The 19,214-nt window shown below is 37.0% G+C and carries 22 protein-coding genes, 3 tRNA genes and 1 rRNA gene; 14 read left to right on the forward strand and 12 right to left on the reverse strand.

Annotated features, from left to right (window positions below; genetic code table 11):
- The 6 genes from ABVZ64_RS06850 to ABVZ64_RS06875 all read left to right on the forward strand — a co-directional run.
- Positions 1–119 (forward strand): 23S ribosomal RNA (locus tag ABVZ64_RS06850); the annotation flags it as partial.
- 75 nt (positions 120–194) lie between these two features.
- Positions 195–270 (forward strand) — tRNA-Trp (locus ABVZ64_RS06855).
- A gap of 36 nt (positions 271–306) precedes the next feature.
- Positions 307–380, forward strand: a tRNA-Asp gene (locus ABVZ64_RS06860).
- A gap of 5 nt (positions 381–385) precedes the next feature.
- Positions 386–458 (forward strand) — tRNA-Val (locus tag ABVZ64_RS06865).
- Positions 459–547: 89 nt separating this feature from the next.
- Positions 548–724, forward strand: a complete 177-nt coding sequence (locus tag ABVZ64_RS06870; protein ID WP_352400292.1) for a DUF6472 family protein — start codon at positions 548–550, stop codon at positions 722–724.
- Between the two features lie 11 nt (positions 725–735).
- Complete coding sequence (locus tag ABVZ64_RS06875; RefSeq protein ID WP_352400293.1) at positions 736–1,104, forward strand: ACT domain-containing protein; 369 nt, start codon at positions 736–738, stop codon at positions 1,102–1,104.
- A 115-nt stretch (positions 1,105–1,219) separates the two neighbouring features.
- On the opposite strand, the gene ABVZ64_RS06880 is transcribed toward ABVZ64_RS06875, so the two are convergent.
- The gene (locus ABVZ64_RS06880) at positions 1,220–1,633 is read right to left on the reverse strand and encodes a YrvL family regulatory protein (RefSeq protein WP_352400294.1); all 414 of its coding nucleotides are present in this window, start codon (positions 1,631–1,633) and stop codon (positions 1,220–1,222) included.
- A gap of 187 nt (positions 1,634–1,820) precedes the next feature.
- Between ABVZ64_RS06880 and lepB the strand changes: the two genes are divergently transcribed.
- The 6 genes from lepB to ABVZ64_RS06910 all read left to right on the forward strand — a co-directional run bounded on the left by lepB (position 1,821) and on the right by ABVZ64_RS06910 (position 7,871).
- Positions 1,821–2,324, forward strand: a complete 504-nt coding sequence (gene lepB / locus ABVZ64_RS06885; RefSeq protein ID WP_352400295.1) for a signal peptidase I — start codon at positions 1,821–1,823, stop codon at positions 2,322–2,324.
- A gap of 404 nt (positions 2,325–2,728) precedes the next feature.
- Positions 2,729–4,291 carry a DUF3794 and LysM peptidoglycan-binding domain-containing protein gene (locus ABVZ64_RS06890; protein ID WP_352400296.1) on the forward strand — a complete coding sequence of 521 codons (1,563 nt, stop codon included), beginning with the start codon at positions 2,729–2,731 and terminating at the stop codon, positions 4,289–4,291.
- Between the two features lie 276 nt (positions 4,292–4,567).
- Entirely contained in the window at positions 4,568–5,413 is an 846-nt protein-coding gene (locus ABVZ64_RS06895; RefSeq protein ID WP_352400297.1) for an amino acid ABC transporter substrate-binding protein, read from the forward strand.
- A 110-nt stretch (positions 5,414–5,523) separates the two neighbouring features.
- Positions 5,524–6,255, forward strand: a complete 732-nt coding sequence (locus tag ABVZ64_RS06900) for an amino acid ABC transporter permease (protein WP_352400298.1) — start codon at positions 5,524–5,526, stop codon at positions 6,253–6,255.
- Between the two features lie 13 nt (positions 6,256–6,268).
- A complete protein-coding gene (locus ABVZ64_RS06905; RefSeq protein WP_352400299.1) occupies positions 6,269–7,030 on the forward strand; it encodes an amino acid ABC transporter ATP-binding protein in 762 nt (253 codons plus the stop codon).
- Positions 7,031–7,043: 13 nt separating this feature from the next.
- Positions 7,044–7,871 carry a histidine racemase CntK family protein gene (locus ABVZ64_RS06910; protein WP_352400300.1) on the forward strand — a complete coding sequence of 276 codons (828 nt, stop codon included), beginning with the start codon at positions 7,044–7,046 and terminating at the stop codon, positions 7,869–7,871.
- Positions 7,872–7,999: 128 nt separating this feature from the next.
- On the opposite strand, the gene ABVZ64_RS06915 is transcribed toward ABVZ64_RS06910, so the two are convergent.
- The 11 genes from ABVZ64_RS06915 to ABVZ64_RS06965 all read right to left on the reverse strand — a co-directional run bounded on the left by ABVZ64_RS06915 (position 8,000) and on the right by ABVZ64_RS06965 (position 17,382).
- Positions 8,000–8,224, reverse strand: a complete 225-nt coding sequence (locus ABVZ64_RS06915; RefSeq protein ID WP_352400301.1) for a carbon storage regulator — start codon at positions 8,222–8,224, stop codon at positions 8,000–8,002.
- 1 nt (position 8,225) lies between these two features.
- Positions 8,226–8,669 (reverse strand): flagellar assembly protein FliW, encoded by a 444-nt coding sequence (fliW, locus tag ABVZ64_RS06920; RefSeq protein WP_352400302.1) that lies wholly within the window; start codon positions 8,667–8,669, stop codon positions 8,226–8,228.
- Between the two features lie 15 nt (positions 8,670–8,684).
- A complete protein-coding gene (locus tag ABVZ64_RS06925; RefSeq protein ID WP_352400303.1) occupies positions 8,685–9,290 on the reverse strand; it encodes a DUF6470 family protein in 606 nt (201 codons plus the stop codon).
- Between the two features lie 26 nt (positions 9,291–9,316).
- A complete protein-coding gene (locus ABVZ64_RS06930) occupies positions 9,317–10,309 on the reverse strand; it encodes a flagellin N-terminal helical domain-containing protein (RefSeq protein WP_352400304.1) in 993 nt (330 codons plus the stop codon).
- 19 nt (positions 10,310–10,328) lie between these two features.
- Entirely contained in the window at positions 10,329–11,909 is a 1,581-nt protein-coding gene (gene flgK, locus ABVZ64_RS06935; RefSeq protein ID WP_352400305.1) for a flagellar hook-associated protein FlgK, read from the reverse strand.
- Between the two features lie 32 nt (positions 11,910–11,941).
- On the reverse strand, positions 11,942–12,397 hold the full coding sequence (gene flgN / locus ABVZ64_RS06940; protein ID WP_352400306.1) for a flagellar export chaperone FlgN: 456 nt from the start codon (positions 12,395–12,397) through the stop codon (positions 11,942–11,944).
- Positions 12,398–12,419: 22 nt separating this feature from the next.
- Positions 12,420–12,725 carry a flagellar biosynthesis anti-sigma factor FlgM gene (locus tag ABVZ64_RS06945; protein WP_352400307.1) on the reverse strand — a complete coding sequence of 102 codons (306 nt, stop codon included), beginning with the start codon at positions 12,723–12,725 and terminating at the stop codon, positions 12,420–12,422.
- A 142-nt stretch (positions 12,726–12,867) separates the two neighbouring features.
- Positions 12,868–13,914 (reverse strand): protein-glutamate methylesterase/protein-glutamine glutaminase, encoded by a 1,047-nt coding sequence (locus ABVZ64_RS06950; protein ID WP_352400308.1) that lies wholly within the window; start codon positions 13,912–13,914, stop codon positions 12,868–12,870.
- Between the two features lie 33 nt (positions 13,915–13,947).
- Positions 13,948–14,760, reverse strand: coding sequence for a CheR family methyltransferase (locus tag ABVZ64_RS06955; protein ID WP_352400309.1), 813 nt, complete (start codon positions 14,758–14,760; stop codon positions 13,948–13,950).
- Positions 14,761–14,777: 17 nt separating this feature from the next.
- Positions 14,778–15,257: a chemotaxis protein CheW gene (locus ABVZ64_RS06960; protein ID WP_352400310.1), complete on the reverse strand. Its 480-nt coding sequence runs from the start codon at positions 15,255–15,257 to the stop codon at positions 14,778–14,780.
- Between the two features lie 13 nt (positions 15,258–15,270).
- The gene (locus tag ABVZ64_RS06965; RefSeq protein WP_352400311.1) at positions 15,271–17,382 is read right to left on the reverse strand and encodes an ATP-binding protein; all 2,112 of its coding nucleotides are present in this window, start codon (positions 17,380–17,382) and stop codon (positions 15,271–15,273) included.
- A gap of 114 nt (positions 17,383–17,496) precedes the next feature.
- Between ABVZ64_RS06965 and ABVZ64_RS06970 the strand changes: the two genes are divergently transcribed.
- Positions 17,497–18,909 (forward strand): hypothetical protein, encoded by a 1,413-nt coding sequence (locus ABVZ64_RS06970; RefSeq protein ID WP_352400312.1) that lies wholly within the window; start codon positions 17,497–17,499, stop codon positions 18,907–18,909.
- A complete protein-coding gene (locus ABVZ64_RS06975) occupies positions 18,896–19,210 on the forward strand; it encodes an EscU/YscU/HrcU family type III secretion system export apparatus switch protein (protein ID WP_352400313.1) in 315 nt (104 codons plus the stop codon). Before ABVZ64_RS06970 ends, ABVZ64_RS06975 begins: the two co-directional genes overlap by 14 nt.
- The last annotated feature ends 4 nt before the right edge of the window (positions 19,211–19,214 follow it).

The raw sequence follows: 19,214 nt of genomic DNA on the forward strand, positions 1-19,214 counted from the left end.
TAAGATTTCCCATTCTTCGGAAGTAAGATCCCTTGAAGATAACGAGGTAGATAGGTTGGAGGTGTAAGCACGGTAACGTGTTCAGCTGACCAATACTAATAGATCGAGGGCTTGACCAATAAATCGATTGATGATATAATAATTCTTGTGTTCAGTTTTGAAGGTGTATCTTCGCTTTGCGAAATACCTTATAAAGGGGTATAGTTCAGTCGGTAGAACGTTGGTCTCCAAAACCAAATGTCGAGGGTTCGAGTCCTTCTGCCCCTGCCATTTAAATAAAAAATATCCAGCGCCATATTCTAATGTGGCTCAGTAGCTCAGTTGGTTAGAGCGCCGGCCTGTCACGCCGGAGGTCGTGGGTTCGAGCCCCATCTGAGTCGTTTATGGGAGTTTAGCTCAGCTGGGAGAGCATCTGCCTTACAAGCAGAGGGTCACAGGTTCGAGCCCTGTAACTCCCATTTTTAACCACTTCTTAATATTAAGAAGTGGTTTTTACTTTATAAAAAATTTTGTTTTAGAATAGGTTGTGAACATAGGGAGGTACAAAATGCAGTCAAACTGTGACACCTGTATGTATTTTTGTTATGATGAAGTGTATGATGAGTATTATTGCCAAGTAAATTTGGATGAGGATGAAATGGAGAGGTTTCTAAGAGATGAGCATCGAGAATGTCCCTACTATCACTTAGACGATGAATATAAAACTGTACAAAAACAAATGTGAGGCGACTAAATATGTTGTTAGAGTGGATAAGCGGGGATTTTTCAATTGCAAAATGGACAACAAAAAGAAAGATAGAAGATTTAGATCAGTTTAGCTTCTGGTCAAGAACGGATAAGGAGCTTTCTTTGGTTTGTCCCACAAATAAATTACCTAATGATGTTGAGATGAATGAGGATGGGTGGAAACTTTTTCGAGTGTCAGGAAAAATGGAATTTTCTTTGGTTGGTATTCTTTCTCAAATATCAGGATGTTTAGCGAAACAAAAAATAAGTATTTTTGCAATATCTACTTATGATACTGACTATATATTAATTAAGGAGATAAATGCAAAATTGGCACAAGAGGTATTAGAGTCCGAAGGGTGGGACTTTGTAGAATAAAAAAGTGATAGCTTATGCTATCACTTTTTTGATTTACATATTACAATTTAATATCTAATGGAATAATTTTTAACAAATATATTTAAAACACATTTAAATAATGTAGTTGACATCCCTAAAGTCCTTTTCTCTCGAAGTAAACAGTTATAAAGGACATAGTAAGGGCAAATATTAGAATAGATAATTTTGTAGAAACGATGCTAGGCATAAAACAGTCCACCACGTTCATTGTGATAAAACAAGTACTCACATCTAAAACGATATAAAATACACCATATGCCTCTTTTGCAATTCCGATTTGGATCAAAATATTTGTTATAAACAAAGAAAACGATTCCAAAGGAACACAGATGATACTTACTATAATAAAAAAGAGCACCAATGATGCTACAGTTTCATATTGAAACCCAAAAAGATGCATATAAACGCCACCAAACAGTGCAAGGAGGGTGATGACTGCAAGAACAGCAAAAATAATAATGAAATACCCTAAAATGTGTGAAATCCACTGCTTCATTTTATTCCACATAAGCCACCTCCTGTAAAAAATAGTGTAACGGAATTATAACTTATTATCAATAATAATTTAAAAGTTAAAAGGGAATAAATTACCAGTGTGTTTTTCTTGCTATTTTTGGAGAAACTTGTATACTTTTATATATAGAGGTTAAATTTTGGATTTTTGGGTAAATATTTGCATTGAGAGGTAAATGGTTTTGAATGAAACACTAAAAGATTGGGGAAACGTAATTCTGCGAGCAGCAGTAATTTTAATTATATTATTTTTCTTTTTCTGGCCTGTGAGGTTGGAAGGGAGTTCTATGGATCCAACATTAAATGATGGCGACATCGTCTGTATGAGTCGCTTTTATGCAAATATGGGTATGTACGAAAAAGGTGATATTGTAGTTTTTAGATACAACGATCATGGGAGGAAAAAAACAGTTCTAAAACGGGTAATAGCAACGGAAGGTGATCATATTCGATTTCTTGATGATGGCTCTGTAGCAGTAAATGGCGAGGTATTGCAAGAAGACTATATTGATAGCCTAACAAATGGTATAGTTGATATGACAATCCCTCCTAAAACGGTTTTCGTTTTAGGAGATAATCGGGATTTGAGCTTTGACAGCCGACACATGGGGGTAATTTCATGTGATGACTTGCAGGGAAAAGTTATTTTTCGTTGGTTCCCTTTAAAGGAAATGGAAGTTTTTTAAACCGGACTTTTGTCTCGTTGTAATAGGAAAAAGAAATAGGTTTTGTAAATATTTTTAGAACATACGATTAAAAAATGCTTTCAAAAGGTTTCATTTGAACTGGGAAGTAATAGTTTTTGAAAGTATAACTTGATTTTAGTTTATAAGTTCATAAGGAAAAACAAAAAAATTCCCTTAATGCATACCTTGAAAAAAAGGTTTTGTAATAAGGGTTTTTTAATGGGAACAATTCTTTTGGCATAAAAAGAGATGGTTTTTTCTTAGAAACCCTTAGTTTTTAGGAATACAATAGAAGAAAGCCAATATATTTATATATAGACAAAGGGTGGATGGTGACCGAGAAAAGGGAAAAGCCCGAAATCAGTGTCTGAAAACTGCCGCAAGAATAGCGAAGGAGGTTTTTTATGCCGATGGAATGGGAAAGAGAAGAAATCATATTGAAACAGCAGGGTGGGAAGCAATCTTCTCAAATCTTGCTGGAAGGGGATATCATCGCGCCTGACAGCAAGCCTGACGTAAATGAAGTTTTAAGTTGCCACGGAAAAATTAGAATGAAAGATGTACGGGCTGGAGAGGACCGAATTAATCTCTCTGGTGATCTGGAACTTAACATTCTATATACCTCTGATAAGGGGGAGGATGCTGTATATGCCATGACTGCAAGCCTACCAATTGAAGATGTAATTAATATGGATGGCTTGGATAAGGATATGCAGGTAAAGATAAGAACAGTATTAGAACATCTGGATTGCCAAGTAATCAACGATCGAAAGTTAGGCGTCAAGGCAGTAATTGGGTTAACTGCAGCTGCAGACCGCGTACATAAAGTAGATGTAGTTGTACCGTTAAATGGAAATGGTATGGCCTTCTTAGATGGAAAACTTCGACTGGAAGAGGCTGTGACTGAGAAGAAGGACAGGTTTACAATAAAGGAAGAAGTCACTTTGCCACAAACGGCTGCTGCAGTTGGCGAAATTTTAAGTAGTGAGTTTTATTTAGCTGATCAGGAAATTAGGCCAATGGATGGAAAAGTAATGGTACGTAGTAATTTGATTATGGATATTTTATATACCGATGATCAAGGGAGCGGCACAGTTCATGTATGGAGTGAAAAAATTCCATTTAGTGGTTATCTAGAGGCAGACGGGATTACACCTAAAAGCATGATTGAGATGGATTTGGACATTTCCGATGCATCCATTAAAACGGCCCTTGATGATGATGGTGAACCGAGGGTTTTGGATGTTGATGTAACAATTTTAGGAGAATTATCTGCTTGGGATGTTTCTGAGAAGGATGTTGTAACAGATGCCTATGCCCCTGGCATGGAGACAGAAGTAATGCAGGAAACCGTAACGTATCCTATTTCAATTGGACGTACCAAAAATCAATTTTCGTTAAAAGAGAAAATCACTCTAGACAAAAACGAACGTCCAATGTTGCAGGCAGGAAAGTGCTGGGGAACCCTTCTTATACAGGATGTAACAGCTGAAAATGATATGATTGAAGTTGAGGGTGTTTTAACTGTTGAAATTCTATATTTCTGCCAGGAGGATGATCATGCAGTTTGTATGGTGAAGAAGGGGATTCCTTTTAGTCAGAAAATAGAAATGAAGGGCGTTGCAGCCGAGGATGAAATCAAGGTTAAGGAGAATTTGGAAGAAATTGATTTTCAAATTTTATCTGACAAAGAGGGAGAGTTATTTGCTTCTATCATGCTTGAGGCTGATGCAAAGAGACTGGAAACTGCACAACTGGTAACGGATATTCGTTTGAAAGATGCGGAAAAGTCACAAAGACATTTGGCTGGGGCAGTAATCTATAAAGTTCAGCCAGGAGATAGTCTTTGGAAAATTGCAAAACGATTTGATACTACCATTGAGCGTATTTTGATGGTAAACGATATTGAGGATCCAAATAAGATTTATCCAGGCCAAAAGATTTTAATTATAAAGATGATTCGCTGATGGGAAGGTTAAAACTTCGAGTGGAACATTGTTCAGGCAGTTTCAAAGGCGCTGGAGGTAATAACAAAACATGATAGAAACTAGCTTGTTCAGAAACAAACCATTAATGTTATCTGTATTTTGTTAAAAAGCGGGCGGCAATTGCTGTCCGCTTTTTAGTAGAAAAAAATAAATAAGAAAAAAAACTTTACTTTAGTGTGGTAATGTGATAATATAATAAAGAATTAAGCGGCAATAGGTCGTAATAGTAGAAAAAAGGAAAAGGGGAAATGAAGTATGAAGAAATATTTAGCACTGCTTTTAACAATGGTAATGAGTGTTTCTGTATTGGCAGGTTGCGGTGGCAGCAATGCTGAAAGCAATGAAGCTCCTGCAGTCGATAATGCAGCAACTGAAGAGCGCACAAAGTTAATTGTTGGCTTTGATGCAGAATATCCTCCCTATGGATATCGTAACGAAGCCGGCGATTATGTTGGTTTTGACTTAGACTTAGCGGCAGAGGTTTGCCAACGTCGTGGTTGGGAGTTAGTAAAACAGCCTATCGATTGGGATGCAAAGGATATGGAATTAAATAGCGGTTCTATTGATTGTATCTGGAATGGCTTTACAATGACTGGCAGAGAAGCAAACTATACTTTCTCTGAGCCATATGTTGATAACAGCATCGTTTTTGTGGTAAAATCAGATTCAGGGATCAAAACAAAAGCGGACTTAGCTGGGAAGGTTGTAATGACCCAGGCTGATTCTTCTGCATTGGCTGCTTTGACTAATGAAGAAGATAATGAAGAAAATCTAGCTCTTGCTGCAAGTTTTGCTTCATTGGAGCAAACAGCAGATTATAATACGTCCTTTATGAACTTAGAAGCAGGCTCTATTGATGCAATCGCTGTTGATATCGGTGTTGCACAGTTCCAGTTGACTTCTCGTGGAGATGCTTTTGAAATGATGGAAGAGCCTCTTTCTAAAGAACAATATGCAATTGGTTTTAGATTGGGCGATACAGAACTTCGTGACCAGGTTCAGGAAACATTAGATGAAATGTTAGAAGATGGTACCTTTGATTCTATCGTAGCAAATTATAAAGATTATAATCTGGATCAAATGGTTTGCCTTGGTAAATAATTTGACAAAGGAATAAATTGGATCATTAAAGCGTGCTGGGAATCCGGCACGCTTATCCTCGCTTTAAAAGAATGAATTGGTAATAATTAGAAAGGATGGGGCGTTTTTATATGGGTATAGCCGAATATCTGAATATTATTCAGCAACTTGCAGGAGGTATGCTAGCAACGTTGGTAATCTTCGTTTTGACATTGTTATTTTCTATGCCTTTGGGACTTTTGGTTTCCTTTGCACGTATGTCAAAATGGGCACCCTTTGCTTTTTTACTTCCAGAGAACAAATTTGAGGCAAAGGTGTTAAACAAATGGATTGGTAATTTTAAGCCAATTCAATTTTTAGCAAGAGTGTACATTTCAATTTTAAGGGGTACCCCCTTAATGTTACAGCTTTTGGTTGTATATTTTGCACCATACTATATTTTTGGTATTACATTAAGTAAAAGCTACCGTTTTCTGGCGGTATTGATTGGTTTTTCTGTTAATTACGCAGCTTACTTTGCAGAAATTTATCGCTCTGGCATAGAATCTATTCCTGTTGGTCAGTATGAAGCAGCCTCCGTTTTAGGCTACAATAAACAACAAACCTTTTTTAAGATCGTTTTTCCTCAGATGGTAAAACGGATCTTGCCGCCTGTAACCAATGAAATTATTACATTGGTAAAGGATACAGCTATGGCCTTTGTATTAAATTACACAGAAATGTTTACATTGGCAAAGCAGATTGCAGCGGCAAAAACAACGATTATGCCTCTGTTTATTGCAGGCGTGTTCTATTTCATTTTCAATGGAATTGTGGCATATTTAATGGAACGGGTGGAACGATCCTTGAGCTATTATCGGTAAGGAGGTTATCAGAATGAAAGTATTGGAAATTAACCACTGTAATAAAAGGTTTGGCGAAAATGAAGTGCTAAAAGATATTTCTCTATCGGTATCCGAAGGACAAGTTGTATCTATCATTGGGCCTTCGGGTTCAGGAAAATCCACTTTGTTGCGTTGTGCCACCTTACTAGAAACTATGGATGGTGGAGATTTGATTTATTTGGGGGATTACGCTGCAAAAAGGGATGAAGGTGGCAAATCGGTTTATAGTGATACAAATAAACTGAGAGAGATCAAAAAACACTTTGGATTAGTGTTTCAGAACTTTAATCTTTTCCCCCATTATTCTGTAATGAGAAATATAACAGAGCCACCAATTTTAATTGGTAAGCGAGGGAAAAAAGAAGTATATAAAGAGGCGAGAGAGCTTTTGGAAAAAATGGGGTTATCCGATAAGGAGGATGCCTATCCATTTCAGCTTTCTGGGGGACAGCAACAGCGTGTTTCTATTGCTCGTGCTTTGGCAATGAAGCCTAAAATTTTGTTTTTTGATGAGCCGACTTCTGCTTTGGATCCGGAGTTAACTGGTGAAATCCTTAAGGTAATTAAGGATTTGGCAGCGGAGCATATGACAATGGTTATTGTTACTCATGAGATGTCTTTTGCAAGGGATGTATCAAACCATATTATTTTTATGGATGGCGGTGTGATTGTAGAAGAGGGCGCCCCTGAAGAGGTAATTAACAACCCAAAGCAAGAAAGAACAAAAGCTTTTTTGGGGCGCTTTCAACAGTAAAGGTGGGGTAATTATGGAAATTGAATTTATCAAAACTAGCCCAACTCAGAATATGACAATTTTAGTTGAAACACAAATTCAAGAGGATAAACAATTGAATGTTGCGCAAAAGCTGATCGCTTATAACAGCGTCTATGGGGAGCAGGTAGGCTTTATTCAAGAACCTAGTGATAATCGTGCAGCGAAGGCTTTGCGCATGATGGCCGGGGAGTTTTGTGGTAATGCTACCCTTTCTTTAGCAGCCTGGATAATGGAACAAAAGGGGTTACCCGTTGGCCAGAGGGAATCGGTTTTATTGGAAGTATCAGGGGCCAAAGGCTTGGTTTACTGTGAAATACAAAAGGAAGAAGATTGCTATTTTGGCAAGGTTGATATGCCATTACCTCTATCAGTAGAATGGGAAGAATTTCAATTGGGCAGAGAGTCGTTTACATTGCCTGTAGTGCGCTTTGATGGCATTGCTCACATTATTGTGAATAGAGAAGTATGGGGCGAGAATGCAAAGTATAAGGCGGAACAGGCGGCCTTTATTTGGGAAGAAAGAATGCCAGAAGCATATGGTATTCTGCTTTGGGATGGAAGGACAGAGCAGTTGGAACCCTTAGTTTGTCTGAAGGATACAAGTCTGATTTGGGAGAGAGGCTGTGGAAGCGGAACCTCTGCCATTGGAGCTTTTTTGGCAGTGCAGACTGGCAAGGGAGTATCCTTGGACTGCAAACAGCCAGGGGGTATTATGGGCGTAGAAGCTTCTGTAGAAGATGGTAGGATCACTTCCTTGCAGATATCAGGTTGTGTTTCTATTATAGCCGTTGGGAAGGCTTTTATTAAATCAGATGAATAGTGTTTTTAAAAAGGGTGTAATGATTGAAAGATATTGCACCCTTTTTTGTTGATGGGTTGGAGGAAGTGGGAAGATATACATTAAAAAAGAAGTGTTAATCATAACGATTAACACTTTAAATATAAATCTTATTCTTCAAATATTTTTTTCAATAGGGCAACGGAGTCGCCAGAGGAGGATAATGCTTCCAGGTTACTCATTGTTGCAAGCTTTAACTCCTCACGAACAATGGTGATATCCTTAGGAGCCTCTATGGAAATTTTCACTTTGTCGGAGTTAATGTCTTGTATTGTTACTTTTATATCATCGCCTATATATATGGATTGACCAATTTTTCTCTGTAATACCAGCATATTAGCCCTCCTTATTTATAAGCTTTTGAAATGGATATTTAAAGGGGTAGTCAGAATTTTCTAATATAATTTGCTTTGCCAATCCGTTATCTGTATTTACTATAACGGGGCACCTTAAATTGACAGTACTTTTTGGTACATCATCACGTAGCACACAAATGTTGTACACAGCTAGTTTTTGAATATCCTGTAGGTCTAAGTCCTGGACGTCTGCATCTTCTAGTGTAATTTCATAATCAGGAATCAGATTAGAGGGGTTAATCATCACAAAAGCGATGTCCGCATCGTCAATACTTTGAAGGCAAATGAAAGAGTTGGTGCTGTTATCAAACCTAATCAGAATAAACTTCTTATATTTTTCAAAACCAAAAATTCCTGTTTTAAACAAGAGCACATCGTTATCATCATATTCCATGTTAGAAAAATATTTTGTTACTAGCTCCATTTTTGCACCTCGTTTTTAAACTCTTAAATCAGTAATTGGAACGTATTCTGGATCTGCACTTGGGGGCACATAAATAGGGCTGCCCACATATTCAATAATCACATCAGGTTGCTGCGTAATGGCGATTTCAATATTTCCTGGAATAAATTCAAAGTTACCGTTCATTACTTTCCAGTCAAAATTAAGTTTATCTATTTGATATTCAATGGTTATTTCCGGATCAGACCAGTTTAACTCAGGCCTTTCAGTTGGCGTAAAAGCCAACCCCACGTTGGTGTTTACTTCCATTTTAGATTCTGCAATTCTACCAATCACATCTTCGCCTATTTTTGCACTTAGAAATAGTTTACCCTCACGTGCATATGCGGCAGTTGCTTCATATGCTGCCATTTTTCCCTTATCAGCGGCATCCTTTATGCTTGTCCTAACTGTTGGATTCACACAATTATAACACTCGAAGGAATCAATGTCTAATTTAATTGGATTACTCTTTATTCTGAGTCCACCAGAATTTTTTGTAATCTCTAATTCTGCATTAGAGTTCTTATATTCTAGACGTGCATTATTTACCGTCATTTCGAAGGTTAACGGTATTGTCGTGATTTTTAGTAAAGGATCCACCTTATTACGCCCCTTCCCCGATATTTTTAGTTCATAAAATCAATAAAAGACTGACTTAAAATGCTATTGCCAACTTTCAATGCTGCGTTATATGCAAACTGTGCCCAAGAATATTCTGTAATAGCTTCTGATAAATCAACATTTTCCAATGAAACAATCTTTTCATTCAGCGTGATTCTGTTATCATCCAGGCGGTTGCTGGTCGCTTCTAAGAAGTTGTTTTTTGTCCCTAAAACTGTAACAAAGTCAGTGAGATTATTTCTGGCCTTATCAAATTGTTTTGTAAGTGCGTTCATTGTATCGTCATCTACAGTGTCTTTTTCCAGCTCAGTTGCAATGTCGCCAAGTAAATTTACAATATTCTGGTCAACACCGTCTTTGTTGCCAAAGCCTAGTGGAGTAAGCCCTGAGAAGGCAGTGTTGAACGCACTGTTAGCAGTCACGTTTCCGCCACTAAAGGACATACCAAACCCTAAATCCACTAAAATTTCTTCGCCAGCCATTTTTTTTAGCTTTGCTTGCACATCTGGGTCGGTGCTAGAAACATCAAGGCCAAAATATTGAAGCTTGCCATCAACAAGTTCAAAAGGAACAGAGTCTGTTGTTTGTCCACCAAAAAGAAAGGTTTCACCAAGCTTGGAATTGGCAGATAACACAAGGGATTCCTGCATATTTCTGAGGCTAGTTGCAAGGGTTTTACGTTGCTCTATGCTTGCTGTACTTGTGATACCCTCAAGGATAAGGGCATTGGCTTGTTTGGTGATTTCACTCATTTGCAGGGTGCTACTTTCCACCGCGTCAAAATGTGAAATAACATTTTTTACGTTTTCCAGATAATTTTCATTATCAGCATATTCTTTTCTTAGTTTATAGGCCTTTGCAGCGGCTGCTGGATTTTCAGAGGTTTTATTAAAGTTTCTTTTTGTTAGTACACGGTTACGAGCATTATCTAACTCAACAGATGATTTTGAAAGATTTGATTGATAATTTCGTAAAACCTGGTTGGTCGTAATACGCATTAGTAGCAACTCCTTTTCACTATCTACCTACAACACCCATTTTGTTAATTACGGTGTCTAATGCTTCGTCTAAGGTTGTCATTAATCTTGCGGCTGCCGCGTAAGATTTTTGATATTTTAATAAATTCATGCCTTCTTCGTCTAAGCTAACCCCTGAGATGGAGTCTTTTGCATTTGCAATTTCTTTTGCTACAGAAACATAGTTATCCAAAAGGGATGTTGTTGATTTAATATCAATTCCCAAGGTTGAGTTCATATTTGATATAAATTCATTAAAAGATCCAGTAAATAAAGTTACGTCATCCGAGGTATCAGGAAGAGTGCCTTCAAATACGAAAGATTGTTTTGCTTGCAACGCTTCAATCATTTTAAGGATATTATCATTTGCGCCAGAAGATGGGGTGCTACCATCCGTTGTTATAGAAGCGGTAAGCCCATATTCCGAATTAGCCCAACCAGAAGCAATAGAGATGTTTTTTGCCGAAATAGGTTCTCCGTTGGAGGAACCAAACATGTTATGTAGATCTTCTGGTGGTGTGCCTGCAGGTAAGCCGGCGTTATTAATACCATTGAAGACAGTGGCGATTTTGTTTGCAAAAACATCTAGCATTTTTTGATAGTAGCCAATACCTTTAAAAGAGTTGGTTTTTCCATCGAACTCTCCTGCTGCATTTAAAAGTTCTAAAGAGCCTTTTAGGGAACCCGTTGTAAGTTCACTGAAAATATCCTGACCAATAATATTTCCGCCAGCATCTTTGATGGGATTACCGTTTTTATCTAACACATTAACTTGTGTTGTTCCGTCGGTTACACTAAACTTCACATGGTCAGTGTGGCCTAGAAGGTTGATTTTATTTTTTGCGCCAACAAAGTCTATTCTAAGTTCATCAATGGTTAAGTTGTCGGATATTTTAGTAGGAACATATTTGACATCTATCTTCATGTAGCTTGCCAACTCATCAATTAGTACATTTCGCTGATCGATCAGTTCTAATGCAGGGTTCCCATTAATTTGACCATCTTTGATAGATTTATTTAACTCTGCAATGTTTGAAAGGATGTTATTTACCTCAGGTATATCAACTTGCGTTAAATTGTATTCTTGGTTTTCACGAATGGTTTCCAGCTGTTTTGCGCATTGATTCAAATATTTTGTCAAAGAGTCAGCAGAAGACTTTACCATGTTTTCAAATTCTTTGCTACTAACATTTGTAGAAAGCTTTTGCAGCATACTTACTAAGTCATTGAGCTGTGTTTGGATACCATCCTTTGCAATTTCATCTAAGATGGATTCGATTTCTTCAAGGCCTGATAATTTCACATCAGCCTCACCAACTTTTGAAATTTCGTTACGAAATCGAATGTCTAAATATGGATCCCTGACTTGAGAAATACCTGTAACAAGAACGCCGTGGCCTACAGTGGTACCATTGGCGTATCTTCCGGAGTTTTTTAAGTTTAAGCTGACTTGATCAACAACCTGTCTTGTATAACCGGATGTATTAATGTTGGAGATATTTTGACCCGTTACATTTAAGCCGTATTGGCTTGAACGGAGGGCTAATTGGGCAGTTGTAAAGCCTGCAAATGTTGAACGCATTCAGGTTCCCCCTTTGGTAATCATTGGTGTCGTTAAGCAAATCTATTTTTCAAATTACTCCCTGTGGGAGTTTGATTTTGTTCATTGTCTGGGTTTAGGTTTAATTTGCTAAGTGTAGTGTTAATGGAATGTAAATTTACATCAAGGGCTGTTTTTACACTGCCGTTTAATGCATTAAATTGATTTGTTGTTTGCTGAAGAATAGTAAAAAGTTTTTTGCTTTCAGCTTGCTGTTCTATGGGAAGTAACTTAATAATCTCACGAAAGCTAAGGTTTTCATAACCTAAATCAGTTTGGATTTGCTCCCTTTTTTTATCTAAGCCTCTAAGCTTTAGCACTTGTACCTGTTCGTTTTTGATACAGGAGTTTAGTAAATCAAGATCGTTGGTACTAACGGCCTTCAGCTTGTCCTGTTCGATGTTAATTAGAGTTTCAATAAGCTGGATTAAGCTCAAAACAACACGATTGAAATCTATTATTGTTGTCATTTAGTTCAGTCCTTTTCTAATTTTAATGAAGCAACATTTTCTTGGCAATCTGGTCTATATCAAGTTGATAGCTACCTTCCTCAATTTGTTGTTTCAGGTTTGTGATTTTCTGTGTGGAACTGGGCGCATTGACTTCGTTCAATATCTGATTTTTCAGCTCATCAATAAAGGTGGGTTGATCCACCTTTTCAACTTTTGAACTGATGATTATTTCGTCACAGTTTCTATTCCTAGCTGTGGAAACATTTGGGGGGGGAGGTTGTATTGGTTTTTCTTTGCTTTTATTGTTTGGCTGCATATTAAAAAAGTTATTTAGATTGACTTTCATATAATTCTCCTTATTAGTAATCAGATAATTATGTTCATATATATATATCGGCAAAGAGCCTATAATAATAATATTCTAAAAATTAAAAAATAAAAAAGCACACCTTTACAGAGGTGTGCAGATGTTTCAAACTGGCTAGAAATTAAAGGCTTGATAGATGTTTGCGTAAAACATGGGGGATGTTTTCACAAGAAGCTTCAACACATACTGCGCCAATGTTTTTTGCTACCATAGGCATGCCATATACCACACAGGATTCCTTATTTTGCCCGATTGTATAGGCACCTTGTTTGCGCATATTTAGAAGACCTTGTGCTCCATCCCGGCCCATTCCTGTCATGATGATACCAATTGCATTTTTCTTAGCTATTTCAGCAACAGAGTTAAAAAGAACATCGACAGAAGGTCGATGTCCGCTGACCTTTTCGGCTTGATAGCATTTTACAATAAAGTTTGAACCAATTTTTACTAGCTTCATATGGTAGTCTCCAGGAGCAATCAAAACGAGTCCATTTTTGACAATATCCCCGTCCATTGCCTCTCTAACCTCCATCTTGCAAAGGCGATTTAGCCTTTCTGCATACATTTTTGTAAAGCCCGGCGGCATATGCTGAACTACTAAAATGCCAGGTGTATCGGGGGGTAAGTCCTTAATCACAGAGATGGTTGCTTCGGTTCCCCCGGTGGAAGCACCAAGGGCAATAATGGTTGCGTTTGCCAATGAAGAAGTCTTCATTGGTGAAAAATTTGTTTTAGACAGTGTGGATATTACGCCTTTGTCTGCATTGGGGGTTACCTTTGCGCGGCTTGCAATGGTAATTTTGGAAGCAAGCTCGTTCATAAAAGAGGAAACACTATCTGTCTTAGAAAGGTCGGGCTTTCTAACAAAATCCACTGCCCCTGCTGCCAATGCATCAAAAACATTCATGTTGACAGAGGAAACCAAAACAACTGGAATTGGGTACTCAGGAAGAAGTTGTTTCAACAATTCAATTCCATTTACTTTTGGCATTTCTACATCAAGGGTAACAACATCAGGATTCAGTTGCGGTATTTTTTCTTTTGCTTCAAAGGCATCTCTGGCATATCCCAAAACTTCAATATTACTAAACTCGGCAAGTTTTTTGGTGAGTACTCCTCGGAAGAATAGTGAGTCATCTACGACTAATACCTTAATTTTTTTGTTCATGTAAAGCTACCTTTCTTTTATTATCACGTTTTGTTAAATTTTCCTATACACGGCGGGCATGATATATTTATATTTTGAGCTATTTTTATTAATGGTTTCAGACAAACCAATAATAAGATATCCTCCCCGGTTTGTGGAGCTATAAAACCGATCAACTAAATCATCCTTGGTGGATTGATTAAAATAAATCATTACGTTCCGACAAAAAATTACATCAAAGGGTATTTTAAATTGTATGGGATCCATTAGGTTAAAGGTTTTAAAGATAACATTTGACCGAAGGTCCTGAGTCACTTCATACTGGTCGGTATCTCCAATTCGTTTGAAGTACTTTCTAACCCATTCACTAGGCATATCTTTAAAAGAATCTTCGGGATAAATACCTTTTTGGGCCTGAAGAAGAACTTTTTGAGAGATATCGGTTGCCAAAACCCGTGTATCCCACAGATGTGCTTCTTTGCCTAAAAACTCTTTGATTAAGATGGATAGGGTATAGGGTTCCTGCCCAGTAGAGCATCCTGCACTCCATATACTTAACACCTTATCTTTCTTATTTTTTACCAGGGCTGGCAGAATGTTTTGAGAAAAAAAATCAAAGTGAACTTTCTCTCGCATGAAATAGGTATAGTTGGTTGTCAGTTTATTTAGCATAACCTCAATATCTTTTTCTGTGGCCTTGGTGAGAATAAAATCTACATATTTTGAAAAGTCATCAAACCCCATGGAAAACAATGTAGAATTTAGCCTTCCTTCGATTAATTGTTTTTTCTTAGATAAATTAATCCCGTATTTTTTTTGAATAAAGGTATACAGACGGAAAAAATCATCTTCTTTTAACGTATTCATTCATAAACCACCTTGTTTTATTTATTGCTCACCAACGAATCACAATCTAGACAGAACATTACACTACCATCACTAAGATTTGTCATTCCACTAATGAAGGCAAGATTTTTTGAAGGTGGCTCAGAAATTTTATTGGTGACATTAATTACTTGCAGTACAGTATCTACTAAAATTCCAATGGAAATAGTGCCGATTTCTAGAATAATTACGCACAAAATTGAAGCATCTTCGATTTCTAGTTTATTCATGATTCGACGTATATCAATAATTGGAACAATTTGACCTCTTAAGTTAATGATGCCCTCTACAAAAGGAGGTACCATAGGTAGAGAGGTAATGCTTGGATTTGTAATAATTTCCACAACGTTTTCAATAGGTATGCCGTAAATTAAATCAGCAGAAACAAAGGTAAGGAATTTGTTCATATTTTCGTTTGTTTCTGCGAAGTCGTACTCCTCATCAATTAAATCATTGGATCTATTGTTTTCCATATTCATTGAAAATTCCCCCTTATAACGAATTCATGAATGCTGTATGAAGACTTAGTGCATCTAGGATGATACTTATATTTCCATCACCCAAAATGGTACACCCAGCAACCCCTGAGTTCTTAATGTTAAAACTGTTTAGATAGGTGGGCAAAGGTTTTACAACAACCTGTTGTTCTCCAATAAAGCTATCCACAAACAAACAATATGATTTATCACTTGCTTCAATCCATACCAAAATACCATCTTCGATATCTGTAACTTCAGTTTCAATATGATAAAGGTCATGTAACCTAACCACAGAGTAATAGTTGCCCATGCGCTCAATCAGCTCGTTGCCCAAAGAATCTAGGATGATTTCTTCGCGACTACACTTGAAGGACTGTCGAATGTTTGTAATTGGCATAGTAAATGTGGATTTACCAACGGCGATTTCCATTCCATCTACAATTGCTAAGGTTAGGGGGATTTTTAAGGTAATGCAAGTTCCTTCGCCCAGTTCGCTATCAATAGAAACAATGCCCCCAACTTTTTCGATATTTTGCTTTACTACGTCCATACCAACGCCACGTCCGGAATACTCGGTAACGGTTTCGTTTGTGGAGAAGCCAGGAGCAAGAAGCAGAGCAAGAATTTCCCGTTTTGTATACTCGCTTTCGGGCTTTGTCAAAAGGCCATTACGTTTTGCTTTTGCCAATACTTTTTCAGGGTCAACGCCTACGCCATCATCAGCAATGGTAATAATAATATCACTGCCTGTATGCTTTGCTTCAAGTATGATTTCACCTTGAGGCTCTTTGCCAGCGGCAACTCTGTCCTCAACACGTTCCTCGATGCCGTGATCCATGGAGTTCCTGACAATATGAATCAATGGATCGTTGATGCTATCCACAATGGTTTTATCAAGCTCTGTATTCTCACCAATAATGGTGAGGCGAACATCTTTATTTAAATTCTGGCCCATATCACGGACAATTCGGTTCATCTTGTTAAATACACCAGAAATGGGAACCATGCGCATAGACATAGCGATGTCTTGCAGCTCATCGGTAAGTTTTCTCAGCTGTCTTGCTGATTTTGTAAAATTATCCAGCTTTAGCCCTTTTAATTCAGGGGAGGAGGTTACCATAGACTCGGTAATCACAATTTCTCCAACGATTGCCATAAGTTTATCAAGTTTGGATAGATTCACACTAATAATGCTTTGCTTTGTCTGCTGGGCAGACGAAGAAGTATTGGAGTGGTTGTTAGCCTTTGCCCCTTTGTTTTGACTAGAACTAACACTGCTGGATTGATTTTCCATTAAAGGAGCACTTAGACTCGTTCCTTGCTCTTGCAAGCCATCTAAAGCTGGATTTGGAATAATCTCAAAAGAGGCAATATTCAGAGAACTCTTAATTGCAGAAATTGCAGAATCCACTAGGGTTTCATCATCAAGGAAGATGAAAAAACCGTTATCAATGATGTAGTTGCAGGAATCGGGATTGCTTTCTACGTCTTCAGGATAAAACTTAAAACTGTTACCAATGACTTCTGAAATAGAATTCTTTACCATAAAAGCCCGTAAATGCTCCATTCCGCAGCCATCATCAAATTGTATTTTGACGATATATGGGGCTGTTGTTTCAGGAATGGATTGCAAAGAGGTACTGTTTTGTGTTACGGTGTTTTTAACATCGTGATCAACTGTTTTTTCGGTTTTTGCGGTATCCGTTGCACCGGAATCCAATTTTTCAATAAAAGTATTAATATCGTTTATGAAATTGTCGATATTATCAGAGATTGGTTCATTTTGTTCGATTTTTGCTACTTCTGTACGCATAAAATCATTTGTTTTTAAGATAAGATCAAATAACTCTTTTCGCATAGATTCTGAAAAAGAATTTGTTGTATTGTTTTGCCGAAAAATAAAGAAAAGATCTTCAACCCTATGGGCTATTTTTGTAATTGAGTCGAATTCCATCATTGCAGATGAACCTTTGATTGTATGCATGATGCGGAAAATTTCATCAATATCTTCTGAAGAAAAGGACTTTGCTTTTTCCGCTTCCAGCATTATATTTTCTAACTGCTCAAGTAAGGAGTTTGTTTCGAAAAGATACATATCAATCATACTATCCATGTTGTTGTTCATTCAAGAGCACCACCTTAGAAAAGAATATGTTATACCAATTGGTTAATTATACTATATAATCATTTCGACAAAAAAATGTAAATCATAATAGTTGAAAAGAAAGGATGTGAAAAAATGTCTAATATCATGAAAGTATCTACGCCTGTTTCCGGATATGAAAATACTTCAAGAACGAATCCTATCACAACAAATGATCCTAATATAAATAATGTAACAAATCTAAATAAGGTTACAAGACCGGATAGTAAGTCTGCAAATACGGATTATCAGCAAAATAATTTTGTTCAATATCAAAACTCCAATTATGAGGGATTTTTAAAAATCTTAAAAGGAATGCCTTCCACGACAGAGCTCATGGCAGACTTAATGTTTACTAGAATGGCTAACTTAGTAAATTCAGGGATAAACGAAAACTTTGCTCAGGAAATTTCTCGATTTTTGGAGATGATTCAACTAACGAGTGAAGAACTTCAAAGTCATATGAAAGACCAATGCAATAAAGCAACAAAATTTGGGGGTGGGTTTTTCGATATCTTAAGGAATGTTTTGTCAGAGACCAACTCCACAGACTTACAGATGAGAATTTTAGATTTGCTCAAAAAATATAATGATTTTACAGCCAACCATCATATTTTAAACAGTATTTTAATTGATCTTTCAAATTTGTCTAAAAACTTGCCAAAAAGTTATTCCGATCAATTACTTGCTCTGACAGCTAAGCTTGACAAAAATACAAAAACCGGGGATACATCTGAAAATTTGGAAATTCTAAAAAAAGAGATTATTCCGTATCTATCTAAATATATTAAATATACAAATGATTTTGGTCGAGTGCGAGATTTCATATCTTCCCTTACCCAGAATATTGCCCGATATGAAAATGCTGATAAAAATGGATTTATTGATGCATTTGAGGGCTTAATGAATTATAATGTAATAAAGGATAAACTTGGTAACATTAATCCAGAAACATTTGCCAACATTTTAGCACAAATGAATTCTGAGGAATCGGGTAAAAGCGAGTTCAATCAAAAGCTCATTCATTTATTGGAAAGAGGTATAAGAGGAGAGGCTGGTTTCGAGAATATAGATGTGTTCAAAAGTGTTTTATCATCTATGCTTTTAAATGAAAGTGTATATGTGCCACTGTTGCATGTTATGCTTCCTTTGAACCTAGATGGAAATATGTTATTTTCGGAATTATGGATTGATCCCGATGATGGGGAGGGGAAAAGTGAAGAAAACGAAAGAAGTACAAAAATCTTGATTAAGTTTGATATGAAAGATATAGGATTCTTTGACTTAATCATAATGCATAAAAAGGGAAAAATTGATTTGCAGCTATTTTGCCCAGAAAAAATACTTGCCTTAGATAAAGGAATAAGGGCAGGGCTTACTGATATTATGGTTAGAAATGGTTTTTCCGTTGGTTCCATTTCTGTTGATAAAGGTAAGGCACCCCTAAGTATATCTGAGGTGTTTCCTAAAATTTATGAAAGGAAAAATACTGTCAATGTCAAGATATAAGGATAAACTTGCAAAAAGGGCTGTTGCTTTAAAGTATGATAACGATCAGATTGCACCTGTTATTGTTGCTTCTGGCATGGGGCATATGGCTGAGAAAATTGTGGAGGTTGCCTCTGGCAATAATATTCCTGTGTACGAGGATACATCTTTAGCCACCGTTTTATCCAGGCTTGAACTTGGCGCAGAGGTTCCTGAGGAGCTGTATAAGGCAATTGTTGACATATATGTGTATTTTCTTAAGTTTTCACCGTCAAATTCACCCAGCACCTCAGAGGTTGAAACAAATAAAACAGATGCTTAGAAAC

The sequence above is a fragment of the Anaerotignum sp. genome, from assembly GCF_040307045.1.
Classification (GTDB): domain Bacteria; phylum Bacillota; class Clostridia; order Lachnospirales; family Anaerotignaceae; genus Chakrabartyella.